This is a genomic window from Klebsiella sp. LTGPAF-6F (assembly GCF_001753185.1).
In the GTDB taxonomy this organism is placed as follows: Bacteria; Pseudomonadota; Gammaproteobacteria; order Enterobacterales; family Enterobacteriaceae; genus Klebsiella; species Klebsiella michiganensis.
In genome coordinates this window covers 4,426,897-4,450,751 of record NZ_CP017450.1, presented here as the reverse complement: position 1 = coordinate 4,450,751, position 23,855 = coordinate 4,426,897, and the positions used below count along the sequence as shown (strand labels likewise).

At 56.3% G+C, this 23,855-nt stretch carries 20 protein-coding genes; 16 read left to right on the top strand and 4 right to left on the bottom strand.

The window, feature by feature from the left end:
* Positions 1–39: 39 nt before the first annotated feature.
* Positions 40–2,184, bottom strand: a complete 2,145-nt coding sequence (gene pta / locus BJF97_RS20615; RefSeq protein ID WP_014230257.1) for a phosphate acetyltransferase — start codon at positions 2,182–2,184, stop codon at positions 40–42.
* Between the two features lie 200 nt (positions 2,185–2,384).
* Complete coding sequence (ackA, locus tag BJF97_RS20610) at positions 2,385–3,587, bottom strand: acetate kinase (RefSeq protein WP_032694827.1); 1,203 nt, start codon at positions 3,585–3,587, stop codon at positions 2,385–2,387.
* Between the two features lie 336 nt (positions 3,588–3,923).
* On the opposite strand from ackA, the gene yfbV reads away from it, so the two are divergent.
* The 4 genes from yfbV (at position 3,924) to BJF97_RS20590 (ending at position 7,540) form a co-directional block, all read left to right on the top strand.
* Complete coding sequence (yfbV, locus tag BJF97_RS20605) at positions 3,924–4,379, top strand: terminus macrodomain insulation protein YfbV (RefSeq protein ID WP_004104090.1); 456 nt, start codon at positions 3,924–3,926, stop codon at positions 4,377–4,379.
* An 86-nt stretch (positions 4,380–4,465) separates the two neighbouring features.
* On the top strand, positions 4,466–4,960 hold the full coding sequence (locus BJF97_RS20600; RefSeq protein ID WP_004123152.1) for a YfbU family protein: 495 nt from the start codon (positions 4,466–4,468) through the stop codon (positions 4,958–4,960).
* A gap of 11 nt (positions 4,961–4,971) precedes the next feature.
* A complete protein-coding gene (locus BJF97_RS20595; RefSeq protein WP_009654668.1) occupies positions 4,972–5,631 on the top strand; it encodes a sugar phosphatase in 660 nt (219 codons plus the stop codon).
* Positions 5,632–5,707: 76 nt separating this feature from the next.
* Positions 5,708–7,540 carry an SLC13 family permease gene (locus tag BJF97_RS20590; RefSeq protein ID WP_014230256.1) on the top strand — a complete coding sequence of 611 codons (1,833 nt, stop codon included), beginning with the start codon at positions 5,708–5,710 and terminating at the stop codon, positions 7,538–7,540.
* A 53-nt stretch (positions 7,541–7,593) separates the two neighbouring features.
* On the opposite strand, the gene yfbR is transcribed toward BJF97_RS20590, so the two are convergent.
* Positions 7,594–8,193, bottom strand: coding sequence for a 5'-deoxynucleotidase (gene yfbR, locus BJF97_RS20585; protein ID WP_004852850.1), 600 nt, complete (start codon positions 8,191–8,193; stop codon positions 7,594–7,596).
* 87 nt (positions 8,194–8,280) lie between these two features.
* On the bottom strand, positions 8,281–9,498 hold the full coding sequence (alaA, locus tag BJF97_RS20580; RefSeq protein WP_004852849.1) for an alanine transaminase AlaA: 1,218 nt from the start codon (positions 9,496–9,498) through the stop codon (positions 8,281–8,283).
* 887 nt (positions 9,499–10,385) lie between these two features.
* Here alaA and BJF97_RS20575 point away from each other — a divergent pair.
* The 12 genes from BJF97_RS20575 (at position 10,386) to nuoL (ending at position 23,826) form a co-directional block, all read left to right on the top strand.
* A complete protein-coding gene (locus BJF97_RS20575; protein WP_014839121.1) occupies positions 10,386–11,312 on the top strand; it encodes a LysR family transcriptional regulator in 927 nt (308 codons plus the stop codon).
* Positions 11,313–11,965: 653 nt separating this feature from the next.
* Entirely contained in the window at positions 11,966–12,412 is a 447-nt protein-coding gene (gene nuoA, locus BJF97_RS20570) for an NADH-quinone oxidoreductase subunit NuoA (RefSeq protein WP_004123140.1), read from the top strand.
* 15 nt (positions 12,413–12,427) lie between these two features.
* The gene (gene nuoB, locus BJF97_RS20565; protein WP_002913178.1) at positions 12,428–13,102 is read left to right on the top strand and encodes an NADH-quinone oxidoreductase subunit NuoB; all 675 of its coding nucleotides are present in this window, start codon (positions 12,428–12,430) and stop codon (positions 13,100–13,102) included.
* 86 nt (positions 13,103–13,188) lie between these two features.
* The gene (gene nuoC, locus BJF97_RS20560; RefSeq protein WP_014230254.1) at positions 13,189–14,997 is read left to right on the top strand and encodes an NADH-quinone oxidoreductase subunit C/D; all 1,809 of its coding nucleotides are present in this window, start codon (positions 13,189–13,191) and stop codon (positions 14,995–14,997) included.
* Between the two features lie 2 nt (positions 14,998–14,999).
* Complete coding sequence (gene nuoE / locus BJF97_RS20555; protein WP_004104075.1) at positions 15,000–15,500, top strand: NADH-quinone oxidoreductase subunit NuoE; 501 nt, start codon at positions 15,000–15,002, stop codon at positions 15,498–15,500.
* Complete coding sequence (gene nuoF / locus BJF97_RS20550) at positions 15,497–16,834, top strand: NADH-quinone oxidoreductase subunit NuoF (RefSeq protein ID WP_004852841.1); 1,338 nt, start codon at positions 15,497–15,499, stop codon at positions 16,832–16,834. The genes nuoE and nuoF overlap by 4 nt, the downstream gene beginning before the upstream one ends.
* A 32-nt stretch (positions 16,835–16,866) precedes the next feature.
* Positions 16,867–19,593: an NADH-quinone oxidoreductase subunit NuoG gene (nuoG, locus tag BJF97_RS20545; protein WP_014230253.1), complete on the top strand. Its 2,727-nt coding sequence runs from the start codon at positions 16,867–16,869 to the stop codon at positions 19,591–19,593.
* The gene (gene nuoH, locus BJF97_RS20540) at positions 19,590–20,567 is read left to right on the top strand and encodes an NADH-quinone oxidoreductase subunit NuoH (protein ID WP_004104068.1); all 978 of its coding nucleotides are present in this window, start codon (positions 19,590–19,592) and stop codon (positions 20,565–20,567) included. The genes nuoG and nuoH overlap by 4 nt, the downstream gene beginning before the upstream one ends.
* Positions 20,568–20,581: 14 nt before the next feature.
* A complete protein-coding gene (gene nuoI, locus BJF97_RS20535; protein ID WP_004104066.1) occupies positions 20,582–21,124 on the top strand; it encodes an NADH-quinone oxidoreductase subunit NuoI in 543 nt (180 codons plus the stop codon).
* 10 nt (positions 21,125–21,134) lie between these two features.
* Positions 21,135–21,689 (top strand): NADH-quinone oxidoreductase subunit J, encoded by a 555-nt coding sequence (nuoJ, locus tag BJF97_RS20530; RefSeq protein ID WP_014230252.1) that lies wholly within the window; start codon positions 21,135–21,137, stop codon positions 21,687–21,689.
* A complete protein-coding gene (gene nuoK, locus BJF97_RS20525; RefSeq protein WP_004104062.1) occupies positions 21,686–21,988 on the top strand; it encodes an NADH-quinone oxidoreductase subunit NuoK in 303 nt (100 codons plus the stop codon). The genes nuoJ and nuoK overlap by 4 nt, the downstream gene beginning before the upstream one ends.
* Positions 21,985–23,826, top strand: a complete 1,842-nt coding sequence (gene nuoL, locus BJF97_RS20520) for an NADH-quinone oxidoreductase subunit L (RefSeq protein WP_025106678.1) — start codon at positions 21,985–21,987, stop codon at positions 23,824–23,826. The genes nuoK and nuoL overlap by 4 nt, the downstream gene beginning before the upstream one ends.
* Positions 23,827–23,855 lie beyond the last annotated feature (29 nt).

Below are 23,855 nucleotides of genomic sequence, written 5' to 3'. Positions count from 1 at the left end.
GGCGACCCTGAGGTCGCCTTTTTTCATGCAGCGGGCAGATTATGCTTGCTGCTGGGACGACTGAATCGCGGTCAGGGCGATGGTATAGACGATATCGTCAACCAGCGCGCCACGGGACAGGTCGTTCACCGGCTTACGCATCCCTTGCAGCATCGGCCCGATGGAGATCAGGTCGGCAGAACGCTGTACGGCTTTGTAAGTGGTGTTACCGGTGTTCAGATCCGGGAAGATGAACACGGTCGCGCGGCCGGCAACCGGGGAGTTCGGCGCTTTGGATTTCGCAACGTCAGCCATGACCGCCGCATCGTACTGCAGCGGGCCGTCGATCATCAGGTCAGGACGTTTTTCCTGCGCCAGACGCGTGGCTTCGCGTACTTTCTCTACATCGCTGCCGGCGCCAGAGGTGCCGGTGGAGTAGGAGAGCATGGCCACGCGCGGTTCGATGCCGAAGGCAATTGCGGAGTCTGCGGACTGGATGGCGATTTCAGCCAGCTGTTCAGCGGTCGGATCCGGGTTGATCGCGCAGTCGCCGTAAACGTAAACCTGTTCCGGCAGCAGCATGAAGAATACGGAGGAGACCAGAGAGCTGCCCGGCGCAGTTTTGATCAGCTGCAGCGGCGGACGGATGGTGTTGGCGGTGGTGTGAACCGCGCCGGATACCAGGCCGTCGACTTCGTCCTGCTCCAGCATCAGGGTGCCGAGAACCACGTTGTCTTCCAGCTGCTCGCGGGCAACCGCTTCGGTCATCCCCTTGCTCTTACGCAGCTCGACCAGGCGAGCAACGTAGCTTTCGCGAACCACTTCCGGGTCAACGATTTCAATACCGGCGCCCAGCTCTACGCCCTGAGAGGCGGCCACGCGGGTGATTTCATCCGGGTTACCCAGCAGTACGCAGGTGGCGATACCGCGCTCGGCGCAGATAGCCGCGGCTTTAACGGTACGCGGCTCGTTGCCTTCCGGCAGCACGACGCGCTTGCCTGCTTTACGCGCCAGCTCGGTAAGCTGATAGCGGAAGGCTGGCGGAGAGAGGCGACGGCTGCGCTCGGAAGTTGCGGTCAGCGATTCAATCCAGTCGGCGTTGATATAGTTAGCCACGTATTCCTGAACTTTCTCGATGCGCTCGTGATCGTCAACCGGAACTTCCAGGTTGAAGCTCTGCAGGCTCAGAGAGGTCTGCCAGGTGTTGGTGTTAACCATGAATACCGGCAGGCCGGTTGCAAACGCGCGTTCGCACAGTTTGCTGATGCGGGCGTCCATTTCGTAGCCGCCGGTCAGCAGGATAGCGCCGATTTCCACGCCGTTCATCGCGGCCAGGCAGGCGGCGACCAGAACGTCAGGACGGTCTGCGGAAGTGACCAGCAGGGAGCCTGCGCGGAAGTGTTCCAGCATGTGCGGAATGCTACGCGCACAGAAGGTGACGGACTTCACGCGACGGGTATTGATGTCGCCTTCATTGATGATGGTGGCGTTCAGGTGATGCGCCATATCAATCGCGCGGGTGGCGATCAGATCGAAGCTCCACGGCACCGCGCCCAGAACCGGTAATGGGCTACCGCTCTGCAGCTGAGCCGGATCGATCTTCACGACTTTTGCTTTGGAAGAGTCGTCGAAGATTTCCGACAGGTCAGGGCGAGTACGGCCCTGTTCGTCAACCGGCGCATTCAGCTTGTTGACGATCACGCCGGTGACGCTGGTGTTTTTCGCGCCGCCGAAGCTGCTGCGAGTCAGCTCAATGCGCTCTTTCAGCTGTTCAGGAGTATCGGTACCCTGGGACATCACAAAAACGATTTCAGCGTTCAGCGTTTTCGCGATTTCGTAGTTCAGAGACTGGGCAAACTGATGTTTGCGGGTCGGGACCAGACCTTCAACCAGCACCACTTCCGCATCCTGAGCGTTGGCGTGGTAGTTGGCGATGATCTCTTCCATCAGCACGTCTTTCTGGTTGCTGGAGAGCAGCGACTCAACGTGGCTCATCTTCAGCGGTTCTGCGGCCGGAAGGTCGGAGTTCGCGCGAATAATAGTGGTAGTCTGGTCTGGCGCATCGCCACCGGCACGCGGTTGAGCGATAGGTTTAAAGACGCTCAGACGAACGCCTTTACGTTCCATAGCACGGATAACACCGAGGCTGACGCTGGTCAGGCCTACGCTGGTTCCGGTAGGGATCAGCATGATTGTACGGGACACGATATATCCTCTTTCGTTACCGCCAGTATCAGGCGGGATACAAAACTGCACCACCAGCTTCCCGTCATACTTCAAGTTGCATGTGCGTTGGCTTTACTCGCTCACCCCAGTTACGTACTACTCGTACGCTCCTGGGGATTCTCTGCGTCGCCGCCTTCCTGCAACTCGAATTATTTAGGGTTATGGCTGGCGGTGTGGAATCAGGCGGTCAGACGGTTGGCGTCTTGCGCGATGACCAGCTCTTCGTTGGTCGGAATGACGATAGCCGGGCGAGTGCCTTCTTTGTTGATGAAGCCAGACTTGCCGAAACGGGCAGCCAGGTTGCGCTCGTGATCAACTTCAAAGCCCAGTACGCCCAGTTTGCCTAGAGACAGTTCGCGAACCATCGCGGCGTTCTCACCGATACCACCGGTGAATACGACGGCGTCCAGACGACCGTCCATCAGCGCGGTGTAGGAGCCGATATATTTCGCCAGGCGGTGGCAGTAAACGTCCATGGCACGTTTAGCGTCAGCTTTTTCCTGGTAGTTGTCTTCAACGTAGCGGCAGTCGCTGGTCACTTCGGTCAGACCGAGCAGACCGGACTCTTTGGTCAGCATTTTGTTGATGGCGTCTACGCTCATGCCCAGCGCATCGTGCAGATGGAAAATGATTGCCGGGTCGATATCGCCAGAACGCGTACCCATAACCAGACCTTCCAGCGGAGTCAGACCCATGGAAGTGTCAACGCACTTACCGTTGCGGATAGCGGAAACGGAACCACCGTTGCCCAGATGGCAGGTGATGATGTTCAGTTCTTCAACCGGTTTGTTCAGAACTTTCGCGGCTTCCTGAGTCACATAGTAGTGGCTGGTGCCGTGCGCGCCGTAGCGACGTACGCCGTGTTCTTTATACAGGCTGTACGGCAGGGCATAGAGGTAAGATTCTTCCGGCATGGTCTGATGGAACGCGGTGTCGAACACGGCAACGTTCTTGTCTTTCAGATTAGGGAAAGATTTCAGCGCCTCAGCGATACCGATCAGGTGCGCCGGGTTGTGCAGCGGAGCGAAAGAGGCGGAGTCTTTGATTCCCTGAATCACGGAGTCATCGATAACGACGGAGCTGGTGTATTTTTCACCACCGTGAACGATGCGGTGGCCGATTGCGGTCAGCTGAGCAGACAGTTCTGGTTTTTGTGCCAGAATAGTGTTAACGATAAAGTTCAGCGCTTCACTGTGAGCAGCGCCAGCGCCTAATTCGGCTTCTTGCTTGCTGCCGTCCATTTTCCATTTGATACGGGCTTCAGGAAGATGGAAACATTCTGCTAAACCGGACAGGTATTCGTCGCCGTTGACGGCATCAAGGATAGCGAATTTCAGAGAGGAGCTACCGCAGTTCAGAACCAGTACTAACTTACTCGACATGGAAGTACCTTTTATGATACGTGGCTAAAAAAACGTCAGTGTGTCACAAAGCGTAGCGCAGGATGACATCGACATTTATGATTAACATCATGCCTTGTACTGTTTTCGGGCACGATGAGAGAAGTACATTTGATTTTATGTCATTTTGCATAATTTTCAGCCGGTGGCAGAATATGCGATAATTTGACTAACCTGGTAAAAGGGTCTAACCGCCCCTCAGGTGCGCACAGAATACCTGATTGAGGCCGCCATTGCCAAAATCTTTTGAACGTTGTCATGCACAGTTGGTGTTTTGCACAAATTTTTTAAGTTTTATATGTAAAGTTGAGGTAAGCCATGTCTGGTCCCGAGAATCGCCCTGTGAGTTTTTTTGGCTTGTTTCGCCACGGGCAGCACTATGCAAAGACCTGGCCTCTGGATAAGCGCCTTGCCCCGGTGTTTATTGAAAACCGTATTATTCGCGCCACGCGCTATGCGATTCGCATCATGCCGCCGGTGGCGATTTTCACGCTGTGCTGGCAAATCGCCCTCGGCGGCCAGCTGGGCCCTGCCGTGGCTACCGCGCTGTTCGCGCTGAGTCTGCCGATGCAAGGCTTATGGTGGCTGGGTAAGCGTTCGGTAACGCCGCTGCCGCCGTCGATACTGAACTGGTTTTATGAAGTACGGGGTAAACTGCAGGAGGCGGGACAAGCGCTGACGCCGGTTGACGGCAAGCCGGATTATCAGGCTTTAGCTGACACGCTTAAGCGCGCCTTCAAACAACTGGATAAAACTTTCCTTGATGATTTGTAATTACATCGGGAAAATGCATATAAAAGAAGGCGCATGAATTATGCGCCTTCTTTTTTCACGTCGTAAAAGTGCCACAGGAGTCAAAAATGGAAATGACCAATGCGCAGCGTCTGATTCTGTCGAATCAATACAAAATGATGACGATGCTCGATCCGGACAACGCTGAACGCTACCGCCGCCTGCAGACCATCATTGAGCGTGGATACGGGCTGCAGATGCGCGAGCTGGACCGCGAGTTTGGCCAGCTTACCGAGGAAACGTGTCGTACCATCATTGATATCATGGAGATGTATCATGCGCTGCATGTCTCCTGGACGAACCTGAAGGATGCCAGCGGAATTGACGAGCGTCGGGTCACCTTCCTCGGCTTCGACGTGGCGACCGAAGCCCGCTATCTCGGCTATGTTCGCTTTATGGTTAACGTTGAAGGGCGCTACAGCCACTTTGACGCCGGCACTCACGGTTTTAACTCCCAGACCCCGATGTGGGAAAAATACCAGCGCATGCTGAGCACCTGGCACTCCTGCCCGCGTCAGTACCATTTAAGCAGTAACGAAATTAACCAAATTATCAACGCCTGATGGAGGTTCCCGTGCAGTGTAAAGGTTTCCTGTTTGATCTTGACGGGACATTGGTCGATTCGCTGCCGGTTGTGGAGCGTTCGTGGTGCAAATGGGCGGATCGGTTCAGTATCCCTCATGATGAAGTGCTGAACTTCATTCATGGCAAACAGGCGATAACCTCGTTGCGTCATTTTCTCCCCGGCCGCAGCGAAGAGGAGATTCAGGCAGAGTTCACCCTGCTGGAAACGGTAGAAGCAACGGATACGGATGGCGTAACGGCGCTGCCGGGCGCGGTGGCGTTGCTCAGGACGCTCGATCGCGCGGGGATTCCGTGGGCGATCGTGACGTCGGGTTCGATACCCGTCGCCCACGCTCGTCATCGTGCCGCGGGACTGCCTGAGGCGAAGGTTTTTGTTACCGCCGAGCGCGTAAAGCACGGGAAACCCGCACCGGACGCCTACCTGCTGGGAGCCGAACTGTTGGGACTGGCGCCGGGGGATTGCGCCGTCGTGGAGGATGCGCCTGCCGGTCTGCTCGCCGGGCTGAATGCCGGCTGTCGCACCATCGCGGTCAATGTGCCCGCCGATGCGCCGCGTCTTGATGAAGCGGATTTAGTATTAACGACGCTGGAGAGCCTGCAGGTTGAACGCCTGCCTGACGGCAACGTGAATATTATCCTTAAAGATTAATCTCATGATTTAGCCCCGCGCCGGCGGGGCTTTTTTATGCCAGACTTCCAACTCCATCTTCTGACAAGGATAAGTTGTGAACGGTGAATTGATTTGGGTGTTATCCCTTCTTGCCGTAGCCGTCGTGCTCTTTGCCACCGGAAAAGTGCGCATGGACGCTATCGCATTGCTGGTGATTGTCGCTTTCGTTCTCAGCGACACTTTAACGCTCAGCGAGGCCTTCTCCGGCTTTAGCGATCCTAACGTTATTCTTATTGCCGCGCTTTTTATTATTGGCGATGGGCTGGTGCGCACCGGGGTCGCCACCAAAATGGGCTCCTGGCTGGTGAAGGTTGCCGGCAACAGCGAAACCAAAATGCTGGTCTATTTGATGTTAACCGTTGCCGGATTAGGGGCGTTTATGAGCTCGACCGGCGTGGTGGCCATTTTTATCCCCGTGGTGCTCAGCGTGTCGATGCGCATGAACACCTCCCCTTCGCGGTTGATGATGCCGCTCAGTTTTGCCGGACTTATCAGCGGGATGATGACCCTGGTGGCCACACCGCCTAACCTGGTCGTTAACAGCGAACTTTTACGCGAAGGGCTGCAAGGATTCAGCTTTTTTAGCGTTACGCCGATAGGTCTGGTGGTGCTGGTTCTGGGCGTTTTCTATATGCTGGTGATGCGTTTTATGCTCAAAGGAGAAGAGGGCGAGCAAGCGCGAGATGGCCGAAAAAGAAGCACCTTCCGCGATCTCATTAAAGATTATCATCTCACGGGGCGCGCGCGCCGCCTGGCCATACGCCCCGGCTCGCCGATGATTGGCCAGCGCCTGGACGACCTGAAGCTACGCGAGCGCTACGGGGCGAACGTTATCGGCGTTGAGCGCTGGCGGCGCTTTCGGCGGGTTATCGTTAACGTTAACGGCGTATCGGAATTCCGCGCCCGCGACGTCTTGCTGATCGATATGTCGGCCTCGGACGTGGATTTGCGCCAGTTCTGCGGCGAGCAGATGCTCGAACCGATGGTGCTGCGCGGCGAATATTTTTCCGATCAGGCGCTGGACGTGGGGATGGCGGAAGTCTCTCTGATCCCGGATTCAGAACTGATTGGCAAGTCGGTGCGCGAAATCGCCTTTCGTACCCGTTTCGATTTGAACATCGTGGGGCTGAAACGCGATGGCAAAGCCCTTGACGGCGCGGTGACCGATGAAGCCTTGCAGCTTGGCGATATCATGCTGGTGGTGGGCAACTGGCGGCAGATAGCGCTGCTGGCTAAGCGGGGCCGTGACTTTGTGGTGCTGAATATGCCCATCGAGGTCAACGACGCCTCGCCGGCGCATAGCCAGGCGCCGCACGCGATTTTCTGTCTGGTGCTGATGGTCGCGCTGATGCTGACTGACGAAATTCCTAACCCTATAGCGGCCATCATTGCCTGCCTGCTGATGGGTAAATTCCGCTGTATTAACGCCGAGAGCGCCTATAAAGCTATCCACTGGCCGAGCATTATCTTGATTGTCGGAATGATGCCTTTTGCTCTGGCGCTGCAGAAAACCGGCGGCGTGGATCTGGTGGTTCAGGGACTCATGGATGTGGCGGGGAGTAAAGGACCGTACCTGATGCTTGGCTGCCTGTTCGTGATGTGCGCGGCTATCGGCCTGTTTATTTCCAATACCGCCACCGCGGTGCTGATGGCGCCCATTGCGCTGGCCGCGGCAAAGTCGATGGGCGTTTCGCCTTATCCCTTTGCGATGGTGGTCGCCATGGCGGCCTCGGCGGCGTTTATGACCCCGGTATCGTCGCCGGTGAACACCCTGGTGCTGGGGCCGGGGAAATATTCATTCAGCGATTTTGTCAAAATCGGCGTGCCGTTCACCCTCCTGGTGATGGTAGTGTGCGTCCTGCTGATCCCGGTGCTGTTTCCGTTCTGATTCAGCGGCGTCCTTCCCCGGTCAGGCTGACGCTGGCCGGGGAAGGGTGGGTTCTATAAAGGTGAATCCTGGCTGATTTCATCGAGGGAAAGATGGAAGCTCGGGACGAACACCTGCATAAAGTAGTCCATCTCTGCGCTGCGGCGCGATTCCAGCGTTTTCTCAAGGCGGCCTTTGGCCAGCAGAAATTCATTGTTCCCCGCCGATAGCTCTTCCAGACACTTCAGGTAGGCGCAAAGCGCATCCGCCTGCTTGACAAGGGATTTTTCCTCTTCGCTGTAGTGATGTTCATCGATCAGCGGTTCAAAAATGTCGCGCAGTTCATCAGGAACCATATCGACCAGCTTCTGCTGGGCGATTTTTTCGATGGCTTTGTACTCTTGCGCGATCTGAGAATTGAAATATTTTACCGGCGTCGGCAGGTCGCCGGTCAGGACTTCCGAGGCATCGTGATACATCGCCAGCAGCGCGATGCGTTCGGCGTTAACCCGCCCGCCGAATTTACGATTTTTGATCGCCGCCAGCGCATGGGCCACCATCGCGACCTGTAAGCTGTGTTCGGAGACGTTTTCGGTGCGCACATTACGCATCAGCGGCCAGCGGTTGATCAGTTTCAGGCGGGAGAGGTGGGCAAAGAAATGACTCTGACTCATAGGAACCCTTAATCAGTTACGACGTCGGGTGCCATTGTGCGCAGGGATTGCCGCCGGATGCAAATCCCGGCGGCTGGACAGATAAAATCAGAGCTGATGATAGCCGGAAAGGAAACGCCCGAAACGGGTAATTGCCATTTCAAGATCGTCTTCGCGCGGAAGGGTCACAATACGCACGTGGTCCGGCCACGGCCAGTTAAAGGCGGTACCCTGAACCAGCAGGACTTTCTCCTGCAGCAGAAAATCGAGCACCATCTTCTGGTCATCGTGAATATTAAAACGTTTAGCGTCGATTTTCGGGAACATATACAGCGCGCCTTTCGGCTTAGTGCACGAGACGCCCGGAATGTCGTTAATCAGCTCCCAGGCGCGATTACGCTGTTCATACAAGCGTCCGCCGGGAACAATAAATTCGCTGATGCTCTGATAGCCGCCGAGAGCGGTTTGGATCGCATGCTGGGCCGGGACGTTGGCGCACAGGCGCATAGAGGCCAGCATCTCCAGGCCTTCGATATAGCCTTTTGCGTGTTTCTTCGGCCCGTTCAGTACCATCCAACCCTGGCGGAAGCCGGCAACGCGGTAGGTTTTTGACAGACCGTTAAAGGTAACGGTGAGCAGATCCGGGGCCAGCGGCGCAATTGAGTGGTGCTGCGCTTCATCGTAGAGGATCTTATCGTAGATCTCATCGGCGAAAATAATCAGGTTATGCTGGCGGGCGATCTCGACGATCTCCATCAGCAGCTCTTTTGAGTACACCGCGCCGGTTGGGTTATTCGGGTTGATAATCACGATGCCGCGGGTACGCGGGGTGATTTTCGCGCGGATATCGTCGAGGTCCGGGAACCAGTCGGAAGACTCATCGCAAAGATAGTGCACCGCTTTACCGCTGGAAAGCGCGACCGCGGCGGTCCACAGCGGATAATCCGGCGCCGGGACCAGCATTTCATCGCCGCTGTTCAGCAGCGCCTGCATGGCCTGGACGATAAGCTCCGAAACGCCGTTACCAATATAGATATCTTCGACCGTCACATCACGCATACCGCGGGCCTGGTAATGCTGCATGATGGCCTTACGGGCGGAATAGAGGCCTTTTGAATCGCTGTAGCCCTGCGAGGTAGGGAGGTTGCGGATAACGTCAACGAGGATCTCGTCAGGCGCGTCAAAGCCAAACGGCGCTGGGTTGCCGATGTTCAGCTTCAGGACTTTATTGCCTTCTTCTTCAAGGCGTTTCGCCTCTTTCAGAACCGGGCCGCGGATGTCGTAACAGACGTTATCTAACTTGCTGGATTTTTCGATGGGGGACATGAACCTTGACCTTTTAGCTGTTATCGCCACTCCCTGCCGTGGAAGTCAGCACGGAATAATGTACTCCGCCTCCCCGCTGTTTTGAAGGGTTAACAGGAGAAGATTTTGCTATTCATCGCTTTTTGGTGTAATCAATTTATCTGGTGAACTGCGCTTTTGTTTATACATTACACCTTTAATAATTTTATTGATGGTCTTATATTGTGCCTGGTGGTGTTTTGGTGAACGTTTATCTGGTTTGTTGATTTAAAGAGGACCGGCGCTTGTTTTTTACGCGTAAAACGAATCATCGTCTGGTGAACGTTTAATTCACAATACGCTGAAGGTTGTAACAACTTTGCTAGATATTTTTAATGAAAGTATTTAATAGCTAAATGAGTTTTATTTTATGCAAGGAATATTCTTAGATCTGTTAATTTAATTAAAGCGCCAACCAGCATTTAAAGTGGCCTGAGATAATACTGATTAACGCTTATAAATATTGTGGTTTTCGGTTAGAATATCGCCGTTAATACCGACATATGGCTATGCCAGGTAGCTTATTTCTTTATTAATACATTGTTATTGCAGGTTTTTGTTCTGCCTGAGCCCGATGGCAAGGTTTGTCGCTGGTGAGGATGCAGACAATGGTCATTGACGGCTATTTTTTGCGTCACATCACAAAAACAAATGCGTCGTAATTAAAAGCGCTTAGGCGTACGAGCAAAATATTACTCTGAAATTCCGCGCATTTGCTGCGGATGAGTGCTTTCTAATGCAATAACGTTCGTCCAGTTGTTCATCCGTCCGTCTCTGGCGGGTAACGCGAAGCTTAAGGATTAGCCGGAAGCCTGGAGCACAGCATCAACAAGGCAGGTAAGCATTAGCCGCCTGAATGTGAAGCAAATATGATAAATGAAAATCGTTCGATACTAAATTTAGACCTCGATCTCTTGAGAACCTTTGTTGCCGTCGCCGATCTCAGTACCTTTGCCGCTGCCGCCGTCGCGGTGCGCCGGACCCAGTCAGCGGTGAGCCAGCAGATGCAGCGGCTGGAGCAGCTGGTTGGCAAAGAACTTTTTGCTCGCCACGGGCGCAATAAGCTTCTGACCGAGCAGGGCATTCAGCTGCTGGGCTATGCGCGGAAAATTCTGCGCTTTAATGATGAAGCCTGTATGTCGCTCATGTTTGGCAGCCTGCAGGGAACGCTGACCGTGGGAGCCTCTGATGAGACGGCGGATACCATTTTACCGTGCCTGTTAAACCGGATTGGTAGTTTTTATCCCAGGCTGACGCTGGAAATCAAAGTCCTCAAACACCTTGATATCGTCGATATGCTGAAGAGCGGGGCAATCGATCTTGCGCTGACGACCCGACAAACCAAGGGTTCCGACATGCTGACGCTGCGCACGTCGCCAACGCTGTGGTACTGCGCAGCGGATTATGTCCTCCCTCAGGGCGAGTCTGTCCCGCTTGTTTTGCTGGATGCCCCGGATCCGTTTCGGGAAGAGATCGTTGAGGTACTCAACGCCGCCGGCGTTGCGTGGCATCTTTCCCATGCGGCAAGCTCAATGGCGGGGGTGAAGGCGGCGGTGAAAGCCGGGCTTGGCGTGACCGCGCAGCCGGTAGAGATGATGAGCCCCGAATTTCGCGTACCGGGCCGGAGTGACGGTTTACCCGTGCTGCCTGATACCCGCTACATGCTGAACTGCAATCCGCAGAAGGCAAGCGAGCTGACGCAGGCCATTTTTCAGTCGCTGAGCGCAGAGTACCAGCCGTGGTCCACGCAACGCGTTTATACTCCTGAAGGGGGAGATAATTCCCTTATTTCCTGAGCGGGAAAAGCTAACAAACATCACAAAAACTGGTAACAAAATGTAAGTGTAAAAACGAACCCCAGACGTGTGAAATTGCCGCTGCGGTTCGTTTTTTTCAAATTTTATTGATTAATAGAAACTTTTGTTGATTTCTTTTGAGCTAAATCAGTAGGTTAGATCCGCTCCTCCTCTCATTTCTCGACTTTTCTCTGCACTTTCAATACTTCCTGCTAATGTTAAAAAACCATCTGGTTTGTTGCTGTTTTCTTGGTTGAATTAACAAAAGCGTGTCGCAGATCAAGAAAAATACCCCTCCTTAGGGGGGAGGAATCGTGTCTGAATCCTGTCAAAATAGGCGGGCCATTTTGATTTACGGCGGAAACGGACACGATTCAACAACACTAAAGCCGAGCAGTATGCAAGGTTATTCCGCATGAAAGGGCATTTAATGTTAATGAAAAAAATCCAATGTAAATTAATGTTGTGAAAACTTTTGTTAAAGTTGACAAAAGGTTAATGAAAGGAGTAAAAAGCCACCGCAACTGGCCTTCCACATCACCCAGGGACGCTTTTTTGCACGGCTATTTTTTTATTCCTCCCCGTGAAACGCTGTGGCGTTCATCTGCCAGTAAGAGCAGAGGGTTTTAGCGCTACACTTTTTTGGTTAAGCAATGCGTATGTCAACATCCACTGAAGTCATCGCTCATCATTGGGCATTCGCTATATTTCTCATCATCGCTATCGGCCTGTGCTGCCTGATGCTCGTCGGCGGCTGGTACCTTGGCGGACGCGCGCGCGCGCGAAGCAAGAACACGCCGTTTGAATCCGGGATCGACTCCGTCGGTTCGGCTCGCTTACGTCTTTCTGCGAAGTTTTATCTGGTTGCCATGTTCTTCGTTATCTTCGACGTGGAAGCCCTGTATCTCTACGCATGGTCGACTTCTATCCGTGAAAGCGGCTGGGTCGGCTTTGTGGAAGCCGCAATTTTCATTTTAGTGCTACTGGCTGGTCTGGTTTACCTCGTTCGTATCGGCGCACTGGACTGGACGCCTGCGCGCTCCCGTCGCACGCTGGTTAACCCGGAAACAGACAGTCCCACTAACCGTCATACGCAGTAAAAGCGAGGCAATAAGATGGATTATACGCTCACCCGCATCGATCCTAACGGTGAGAACGACCGTTACCCCCTGCAAAAACAGGAGATCGTAACCGACCCCCTGGAGCAAGAAGTCAATAAAAGCGTGTATATGGGGAAACTCGAACACGCCTTGCATGACATGGTGAACTGGGGCCGTAAGAACTCAATCTGGCCTTACAACTTCGGCCTTTCTTGCTGCTACGTGGAAATGGTGACGTCATTCACCGCGGTGCATGACGTTGCGCGCTTTGGTGCAGAAGTATTACGTGCCTCCCCGCGTCAGGCTGACCTGATGGTGGTCGCCGGCACCTGCTTTACCAAAATGGCGCCGGTCATTCAGCGTCTTTATGACCAGATGCTGGAGCCGAAGTGGGTTATCTCGATGGGCGCATGCGCCAACTCCGGCGGAATGTACGATATTTACTCTGTCGTCCAGGGCGTGGATAAGTTTATTCCGGTCGATGTTTACATCCCGGGCTGCCCGCCGCGTCCGGAAGCTTATATGCAGGCGCTGATGCTGCTGCAGGAATCCATTGGTAAAGAACGCCGTCCGCTCTCGTGGGTGGTTGGCGATCAGGGCGTGTACCGCGCCAATATGCAGTCGGAACGCGAGCGTAAACGCGGCGAACGTATTGCAGTGACCAATCTGCGGACTCCGGACGAGATTTAACTTGCGCCTGCGGGCGGGATAAAAACTTCGCAAATCAATCTACTACAGCGCGAAGCCTCGCCGGCAGTCACCACGGACCTTTTGCAATGGTGAACAATATGACCGATTTAACCGCGCATGACGCCGCACCAGCCTGGCAAACCCGCGATCACCTTGATGACCCGGTGATCGGCGAACTGCGCAACCGTTTTGGGCCGGATGCCTTTACCGTTCAGCCAACCCGCACCGGCGTTCCGGTGGTTTGGGTGAAGCGTGAACAGCTGCTTGAGGTGGGTGATTTCCTGAAGAAATTGCCGAAGCCTTACGTGATGCTGTTTGACCTGCACGGCATGGACGAACGTCTGCGCACGCACCGCGACGGTTTACCCGCCGCGGATTTTTCCGTTTTCTATCATCTGATTTCAATAGACCGCAACCGCGACATCATGCTCAAGGTTGCCTTGTCTGAAAACGATCTGCATCTGCCGACCTTCACCAAACTGTTCCCTAACGCCAACTGGTATGAGCGTGAAACCTGGGAGATGTTTGGCGTGACCTTCGATGGTCACCCGAATCTGCGCCGCATCATGATGCCGCCGACCTGGGAAGGTCACCCGCTGCGTAAAGACTACCCGGCGCGCGCCACCGAATTTGACCCGTTTGAGCTGACCAAAGCCAAACAGGATCTGGAAATGGAAGCGCTGACCTTTAAACCGGAAGAGTGGGGCATGAAGCGCGGGACCGAAAACGAGGACTTCATGTTCCTTAACCTCGGCCCGAACCACCCCTCCGCTCACGGTGCGTTCCGTATTATTCTGCAGCTTGATGGCGAAGAGATCGTCGACTGCGTGCCAGATATCGGCTACCACCACCGCGGCGCCGAGAAAATGGGCGAGCGCCAGTCCTGGCACAGCTACATTCCGTATACCGACCGTATTGAATATCTCGGCGGCTGCGTTAACGAAATGCCTTACGTGCTGGCGGTTGAGAAACTGGCGGGGATAACCGTGCCGGATCGCGTCAACGTGATCCGCGTGATGCTCTCCGAGCTGTTCCGTATCAACAGCCATCTGCTGTACATCTCCACCTTTATTCAGGACGTCGGGGCGATGACGCCGGTGTTCTTTGCCTTTACCGACCGTCAAAAGATCTACGATCTGGTGGAAGCGATTACCGGTTTCCGTATGCACCCGGCCTGGTTCCGTATCGGCGGCGTCGCGCACGACCTGCCCCGCGGCTGGGATCGCCTGCTGCGCGAATTCCTCGAGTGGATGCCGAAGCGTCTGGATTCCTATGAGAAAGCCGCGCTGCGCAACACCATCCTCATCGGTCGTTCGAAAGGGGTTGCCGCCTACAACGCGAAAGAGGCGCTGGAGTGGGGCACCACCGGCGCGGGCCTGCGCGCGACCGGCATCGGCTTCGACGTACGTAAATGGCGTCCCTATTCTGGCTATGAAAACTTCGACTTTGAGATCCCGACCGGCGGTGGCGTCTCCGACTGCTACACCCGCGTGATGCTGAAAGTGGAAGAGCTGCGCCAGAGCCTGCGCATTCTTCAGCAGTGCCTCGATAACATGCCGGAAGGCCCGTTCAAGGCGGATCATCCGCTGACGACGCCGCCGCCAAAAGAGCGCACGCTGCAGCATATCGAAACCCTGATTACGCACTTCCTGCAGGTTTCCTGGGGCCCGGTCATGCCGGCGCAAGAATCCTTCCAGATGATTGAAGCGACCAAGGGTATTAACAGTTACTACCTGACCAGCGACGGCAGCACCATGAGCTACCGTACCCGCGTGCGCACGCCAAGCTTCGCGCACCTGCAGCAGATCCCGGCCGCTATTCGCGGCAGTCTGGTCTCCGACCTGATTGTCTATCTGGGTAGTATCGATTTTGTTATGTCAGACGTGGACCGCTAATTATGCACGAGAATCAACAACCACAAACCGAGGCTTTTGAGCTGAGTGCGGCAGAGCGTGAGGCGATTGAGCACGAGAAGCACCACTACGAAGACCCGCGTGCGGCGTCCATTGAAGCGCTGAAGATCGTTCAGAAGCAGCGCGGCTGGGTGCCGGACGGCGCAATCTACGCTATCGCCGATGTGCTGGGGATCCCGGCCAGCGACGTAGAAGGCGTTGCGACCTTCTACAGCCAGATTTTCCGCCAGCCGGTGGGTCGTCACGTGATTCGCTACTGCGATAGCGTGGTGTGCCACATCACCGGGTTCCAGGGCATTCAGTCGGCGATTGAGAAGAAGCTGGATATCAAACCGGGTCAAACCACCTTTGATGGCCGCTTCACTCTGCTGCCGACCTGCTGCCTGGGCAACTGCGACAAGGGGCCGACCATGATGATTGATGAGGACACTCACAGTTATCTGACGCCGGAAGCGATTCCTGACCTCCTGGAGCGGTATAAATGAAAACCATTATTCGTACTGCCGAAACCCATCCGTTAACCTGGCGTCTGCGCGACGACAAACAGCCGGTATGGCTGGATGAATACCAGAGTAAAAACGGCTACGCCGGGGCGCGTAAAGCGCTCTCCGGCATGGCGCCGGATGAAATCGTCACTGCGGTAAAAGACGCCGGCCTGAAGGGGCGCGGCGGCGCGGGCTTTTCCACCGGTCTGAAGTGGAGCCTGATGCCGAAAGACGAGTCCATGAACATCCGTTACCTGCTGTGTAACGCCGATGAAATGGAGCCAGGCACCTATAAAGACCGCCTGCTGATGGAACAGCTGCCGCACCTGCTGGTGGAAGGCATGCTGATCTCCGCGTTCGCGCTGAAAGCCTGGCGCGGCTATATCTTCCTGCGCGGCGAATATATCGAAGCGGCGCAGCATCTGCGCCGGGCCATTGCCGAAGCGACCGAAGCGGGCCTGTTGGGTAAAAATATCCTTGGCACCGGTTTTGACTTCGAACTGTTTGTGCACACCGGGGCAGGGCGCTATATCTGCGGCGAAGAAACCGCGCTTATTAACTCCCTCGAAGGCCGCCGCGCCAACCCACGTTCGAAGCCGCCGTTCCCGGCCAGCTCCGGCGTCTGGGGCAAACCGACCTGCGTAAACAACGTTGAAACCCTGTGCAACGTTCCGGCGATTCTGGCCAACGGCGTCGAGTGGTATCAGAACATTTCAACCAGTAAAGACGCCGGCACCAAGCTGATGGGTTTCTCCGGCCGCGTGAAGAATCCGGGCGTCTGGGAGCTGCCGTTCGGCACCACCGCGCGCGAGATCCTCGAAGAGTACGCGGGCGGCATGCGCGATGGCCTGAAGTTCAAAGCCTGGCAGCCGGGCGGCGCGGGCACCGACTTCCTGACCGAAGCGCATCTCGACCTGCCGATGGAGTTCGAAAGCATTGGTAAAGCGGGCAGCCGTCTGGGCACCGCGCTGGCGATGGCGGTTGACCATGAGATTGGCATGGTGCCGCTGGTACGCAACCTGGAAGAGTTCTTTGCCCGTGAGTCCTGCGGCTGGTGTACGCCTTGCCGTGACGGTCTGCCGTGGAGCGTGAAAATTCTGCGCGCTCTCGAGCGCGGCGAAGGCCAGCCGGGGGATATCGAGACGCTTGAGCAACTGTGTCGATTCCTCGGTCCGGGTAAAACCTTCTGCGCGCACGCGCCGGGTGCGGTTGAGCCGCTACAGAGCGCAATTAAATATTTCCGCGAAGAATTCGAAGCTGGCATTAAACAGCAGTTCAGCAATACCCATGCAATCAACGGGATTCAGCCGAACCTGCTTAAGACGCGCTGGTAATCTAAAGGTTTTTTTATTTTGGAAGCACGCTAATGGCTACGATTCATGTAGACGGCAAAGAGTACGAGGTCAACGGAGCGGACAACCTGTTAGAAGCTTGTCTCTCTCTGGGCCTTGATATTCCTTACTTTTGCTGGCATCCGGCGCTGGGAAGCGTTGGTGCTTGCCGCCAGTGTGCGGTGAAGCAATATCAGAACGCGGAAGACACGCGTGGCCGCCTGGTGATGTCCTGTATGACACCGGCATCCGACGGCACTTTTATTTCCATCGACGACGCAGAAGCGAAGCAGTTCCGCGAAAGCGTAGTTGAGTGGCTGATGACCAACCACCCGCACGACTGTCCGGTGTGCGAAGAGGGCGGCAACTGCCACTTACAGGATATGACCGTAATGACCGGTCATAGCTTCCGTCGCTACCGCTTTACCAAGCGTACCCACCGCAACCAGGATCTGGGGCCGTTCATCTCTCACGAAATGAACCGCTGCATCGCCTGCTACCGCTGCGTTCGCTACTACAAAGACTATGCCGACGGTACCGACCTGGGCGTCTACGGCGCTCACGACAACGTCTACTTTGGCCGTCCGGAAGACGGTACGCTGGAAAGCGAGTTCTCCGGTAACCTGGTGGAAGTCTGTCCGACCGGCGTCTTTACCGATAAAACGCACTCCGAGCGCTATAACCGCAAGTGGGACATGCAGTTTGCGCCAAGCATCTGCCAGCAGTGTTCCATCGGCTGTAACATCAGCCCCGGCGAGCGCTACGGCGAACTGCGTCGTATCGAAAACCGTTATAACGGTACCGTTAACCGCTACTTCCTCTGCGACCGCGGTCGTTTCGGCTATGGCTATGTCAATCTGAAAGATCGTCCGCGTCAGCCGGTTCAGCGCCGCGGCGACGATCTGATCGCCCTCAACGCCGAACAGGCGATGCAGGGGGCGGCAGATATTCTGCGCCAGTCGAAGAAGGTGATTGGTATCGGCTCCCCGCGCGCCAGCATTGAAAGCAACTTTGCGCTGCGCGAGCTGGTCGGCGCCGAAAACTTCTATACCGGCATCGCCAAGGGCGAACAGGCGCGCCTGCAGATGATGCTGAAAGTGCTGCGCGAAGGCGGTATTCATACCCCGGCGCTGCGCGAGATTGAATCCTACGATGCGGTGCTGATCCTCGGTGAGGACATCACCCAGACCGGCGCGCGTATCGCGCTGGCGGTGCGTCAGGCGGTGAAAGGCAAAGCGCGTGAAATGGCGGCGGCGCAGAAAGTCGCCGACTGGCAGATCGCCGCGATCCTTAACATCGGCCAGCGCGCGAAGCATCCGCTGTTCGTGACCAATATCGACGACACGCGTCTTGATGATATCGCCGCATGGACCTACCGCGCGCCGGTGGAAGATCAGGCGCGTCTTGGCTTCGCCATCGCCCACGCGCTGGACGATAGCGCGCCGGCGGTCGAAGGGCTGAGCAGCGAGCTGAAAGGCAAAATCGACGTGATCGTTCAGGCGTTAGCCGGAGCGAAAAAACCGCTGATTGTTTCCGGAACCAACGCCGGCAGCATCGAGGTAATTCAGGCCGCCGCCAACGTGGCGAAAGCCCTGAAAGGCCGCGGCGCTGACGTTGGCGTGACCATGGTTGCCCGGGCAGTAAACAGCGTAGGCCTCGGGATGATCGGCGGCGGCTCGCTTGAAGAGGCGCTGAGCGAACTGGAGACCGGTAACGCCGATGCGGTTATCGTGCTGGAAAACGACCTGCACCGCCACGCTTCAGCCGCCCGCGTTGACGCGGCGCTGGCGAAAGCGCCGCTGGTCATGGTGGTTGACCATCAGCGTACGGCGATTATGGAAAAAGCGCATCTGGTGCTCTCCGCGGCAAGCTTCGCGGAAAGCGATGGTACCGTGGTCAACAACGAAGGTCGCGCCCAGCGCTTCTTCCAGGTTTACGACCCGGCCTACTACGACGCGAAAACCGTGATGCTGGAAAGCTGGCGCTGGCTGCACTCATTGCACAGCACCGTTAACAACCGCCAGGTTGACTGGACGCAGCTGGACCACGTGATTGACGCCGCCATTGCCGCGCTACCGCAGCTGGCCGGTATCAAAGACGCCGCGCCGGATGCGACCTTCCGCATTCGCGGTCAGAAGCTGGCCCGTGAACCGCACCGCTATAGCGGTCGTACGGCGATGCGCGCCAACATCAGCGTGCATGAACCCCGTCAGCCGCAGGATAAAGACACCATGTTTGCCTTCTCCATGGAAGGGAACAACCAGCCGTCCGCGCCGCGCTCGCAAGTTCCCTTTGCCTGGGCTCCGGGCTGGAACTCCCCGCAGGCGTGGAACAAGTTCCAGGATGAAGTGGGCGGTAAACTGCGCCACGGCGATCCGGGCGTGCGTCTGATTGAAGCCTCCGCCAGCGGTCTTGAGTACTTTACCGCGGTACCGGCAAGCTTCCAGGCTGAAGAAGGGAAATGGCGTATCGCGCCTTACTACCATCTGTTCGGCAGCGACGAGCTGTCGCAGCGTGCTCCGGTATTCCAGAGCCGCATGCCGCAGCCGTACGTTAAGCTGAACCCGGCAGATGCCGCGAAGCTTGGCGTGAACGAAGGGGCGATGGTTTCCTTCAGCGTTGATGGCCAGGCGCTTAGCCTGCCGCTGGTAATCTCGGCGGGGCTGACGGCAGGGCAGGTTGGCTTACCGATGGGCATGCCAGGGATTGCGCCGGTGCTGACCGGAGCGCGTATTGATACTCTGCAGGAGGCGAAAGCATGAGTTGGTTAACTCCCGATCTCATCGACATTCTGTTAGGCATCCTTAAGGCGGTAGTGATTCTGCTGGTGGTGGTGACCTGCGGCGCGTTTATGAGCTTTGGCGAACGTCGTCTGCTGGGCCTGTTCCAGAACCGTTACGGGCCTAACCGCGTGGGCTGGGGCGGTTCGCTGCAGCTCGTCGCCGACATGATCAAAATGTTCTTTAAAGAGGACTGGGTTCCGCGCTTCTCGGATCGCGTGATCTTTACTCTGGCGCCGGTGATCGCCTTTACTTCGCTGCTGCTGGCCTTCGCCATTGTGCCGGTCAGCCCGACGTGGGTGGTGGCCGATCTGAACATCGGGATCCTGTTCTTCCTGATGATGGCAGGTCTGGCGGTCTATGCGGTGCTGTTCGCCGGCTGGTCGAGCAACAACAAATACTCGCTGCTTGGCGCGATGCGTGCTTCTGCCCAGACCCTGAGCTACGAAGTGTTCCTCGGGCTTTCCCTGATGGGCGTGGTGGCGCAGGCCGGTTCATTCAACATGACCGATATCGTCAACAACCAGGCGCATCTGTGGAACGTCATCCCTCAGTTCTTCGGCTTCGTGACCTTTGCGATCGCGGGCGTAGCGGTATGTCACCGTCACCCGTTTGACCAACCGGAAGCGGAACAGGAGCTGGCTGACGGTTATCACATCGAATACTCCGGCATGAAGTTCGGTCTGTTCTTCGTCGGTGAATATATCGGGATTGTTACCGTTTCGGCGCTGATTGTGACGCTGTTCTTCGGCGGCTGGAATGGCCCATGGTTACCTCCTTTCATCTGGTTCGCGCTGAAAACCGCGTTCTTTATGATGATGTTCATTTTGATCCGCGCATCATTACCGCGTCCGCGCTATGACCAGGTAATGTCCTTTGGCTGGAAGGTATGCCTGCCGTTAACGCTGATCAACTTGTTGGTAACGGCGGCTGTCATTCTCTGGCAGGCGCAATAAGGGGTGAATTGACCATGACCTTAAAAGAATTATTGGTAGGGTTTGGCACCCAGGTCCGCAGTATCTGCATGATCGGGATGCACGCCTTTGCCAAACGTGAAACTCGGATGTACCCGGAAGAGCCGGTATATCTGCCGCCGCGCTACCGTGGCCGCATCGTGCTGACGCGCGATCCGGACGGCGAAGAGCGCTGCGTTGCCTGTAACCTGTGTGCGGTAGCCTGTCCGGTAGGCTGTATCTCTCTGCAAAAAGCGGAGACCAAAGACGGTCGCTGGTACCCGGAGTTTTTCCGCATCAACTTCTCGCGCTGCATTTTCTGCGGCCTGTGCGAAGAAGCGTGCCCGACCACGGCGATTCAGTTGACCCCGGACTTTGAGCTGGGCGAATACAAACGTCAGGATCTGGTGTACGAAAAAGAGGATCTGCTGATTTCCGGTCCGGGTAAATACCCGGAATATAACTTCTACCGGATGGCGGGTATGGCAATCGACGGCAAAGATAAGGGCGAAGCAGAGAACGAAGCTAAGCCTATCGACGTCAAGAGCCTGTTACCGTAAGGAGAGGGCAATGGAATTCGCTTTTTATATCTGTGGCCTGATAGCCATCCTCGCAACCCTGCGGGTGATCACCCACACCAATCCGGTGCACGCGCTGCTGTACCTGATCATTTCGCTGTTGGCGATCGCCGGGGTGTTCTTCTCCTTAGGGGCTTATTTCGCCGGTGCGCTGGAAATTATCGTCTACGCCGGGGCCATCATGGTGCTGTTCGTGTTCGTGGTGATGATGCTCAACCTGGGCGGCAGCGAAATCGAGCAGGAGCGCCAGTGGCTGAAACCTGGGATCTGGATCGGTCCGGCCATTCTCGCAGCGGTACTGCTGGTGGTTATCGTTTACGCCATCCTCGGCATTAACGATCAGGGTATCGACGGCGCGGCGATTAACGCCAAAGAGGTCGGTATTGCGCTGTTTGGTCCGTACGTTCTGGCGGTGGAGCTGGCCTCCATGCTGCTGCTCGCGGGCCTGGTTGTTGCCTTCCATATCGGCCGTGAAGAGCGCGTCGGGGAAGTGCTGAGCAACCGTCCGAACGACAGCGATAAAAGAAAAACGGAGGAACACGCATGATCCCCTTAACACATGGACTGATCCTCGCCTCTGTCCTGTTTGTCCTCGGCCTGACGGGGCTGGTCATCCGCCGCAATCTGCTGTTTATGCTGATTAGCCTGGAGATCATGATCAATGCCGCGGCGCTGGCTTTCGTGGTTGCAGGGAGCTACTGGGGCCAGACCGATGGCCAGATAATGTATATCCTCGCCATCACCCTCGCCGCCGCGGAAGCGAGTATCGGCCTGGCGCTGCTGCTGCAGCTCCATCGTCGTCGCCAGAACCTGAACATCGATTCAGTAAGTGAGTTGCGCGGATGAACATGCTTGCCTTAACCATTCTTTTGCCATTGATTGGCTTTGTTTTGCTGGCCTTCTCTCGCGGCCGCTGGTCGGAAAACTTATCCGCCACCGTGGGGGTAGGCTCGGTAGGCCTGGCGGCGCTGGTCACGGCGTTTGTCGGCGTTGACTTCTTCGCCAACGGCAAACAGGCGGTCAGCGTGCCGCTGTGGACCTGGATGTCGGTGGGCGACTTCAACGTCGGCTTCAACCTGGTGCTGGACGGTCTCTCTCTGACCATGCTGTCCGTGGTGACCGGCGTCGGCTTCCTGATCCATATGTTCGCCTCCTGGTACATGCGCGGCGAAGAGGGCTACTCTCGCTTCTTCGCCTATACCAACCTGTTTATCGCCAGCATGGTGGTTCTGGTGCTCGCTGATAACCTGCTGCTGATGTATCTCGGCTGGGAAGGCGTGGGCCTGTGCTCCTATCTGCTGATCGGCTTCTATTACACCGATCCGAAGAACGGCGCGGCGGCGATGAAAGCCTTTGTGGTGACCCGCGTCGGCGACGTGTTCCTGGCGTTCGCGCTGTTCATTCTCTACAACGAGCTGGGCACCCTGAACTTCCGCGAAATGGTCGAACTGGCGCCTGCGCACTTCGAGGCCGGTAATAACATGCTGTGGTGGGCAACCCTGATGCTGCTGGGCGGCGCGGTGGGTAAATCTGCGCAGCTGCCGTTGCAGACCTGGCTTGCGGACGCGATGGCCGGCCCAACTCCGGTCTCCGCGCTGATCCACGCCGCCACCATGGTGACCGCCGGCGTCTACCTGATTGCGCGTACCCATGGCCTGTTCCTGATGACCCCGGAAATTCTGCATCTGGTGGGTATCGTCGGAGCGGTAACGCTGGTGCTGGCAGGCTTCGCCGCGCTGGTGCAGACCGATATCAAACGCGTGCTCGCGTATTCCACTATGAGCCAGATTGGCTACATGTTCCTCGCGCTCGGCGTGCAGGCGTGGGATGCGGCGATTTTCCATCTGATGACCCATGCGTTCTTTAAAGCGCTGCTGTTCCTGTCGTCCGGTTCGGTGATTCTGGCCTGCCACCACGAACAGAATATCTTCAAGATGGGCGGCCTGCGTAAGTCTATTCCGCTGGTATACGTCTGCTTCCTGGTGGGGGGCGCGGCGCTGTCCGCGCTGCCGCTGGTGACGGCAGGCTTCTTCAGTAAGGATGAGATTCTGGCGGGCGCGATGGCGAACGGTCATCTGAATCTGATGGTTGCCGGCCTGGTCGGGGCGTTTATGACTTCCCTGTACACCTTCCGTATGATTTTCATCGTGTTCCACGGCAAAGAACAAATTCACGCTCACGCAGGGAAGGGGATTACCCATCATCTGCCGCTGATTGTGCTGCTGGTGCTCTCGACCTTCGTTGGCGCGCTGATTGTGCCGCCGCTGGAAGGCGTACTGCCGCAGACCACCGAGCTTGAACACGGACGCGTCATGACGCTGGAAATTGCCTCCGGGGTGATTGCTATCGCCGGTATTCTGATTGCCGCCTGGCTGTGGCTGGGTAAACGCACGCTGGTAACGTCGATTGCCAACAGCGCGCCGGGTCGTCTGCTCGGTACCTGGTGGTACAACGCCTGGGGCTTTGACTGGCTGTATGACAAGGTGTTCGTTAAGCCGTTCCTCGGCGTGGCGTGGCTGCTGAAGAGCGATCCGCTGAATGCCCTGATGAACATTCCGGCGATCCTTTCCCGCTTCGCAGGCAAAGGCCTGGTGGTGAGCGAGAACGGCTATCTGCGCTGGTACGTTGCTTCTATGGGCATCGGCGCTGTCGTGGTGCTGGCGCTGCTGATGGTATTGCGCTGAGTTTGAGGATTGTGGGCGTTGTCGGTTAA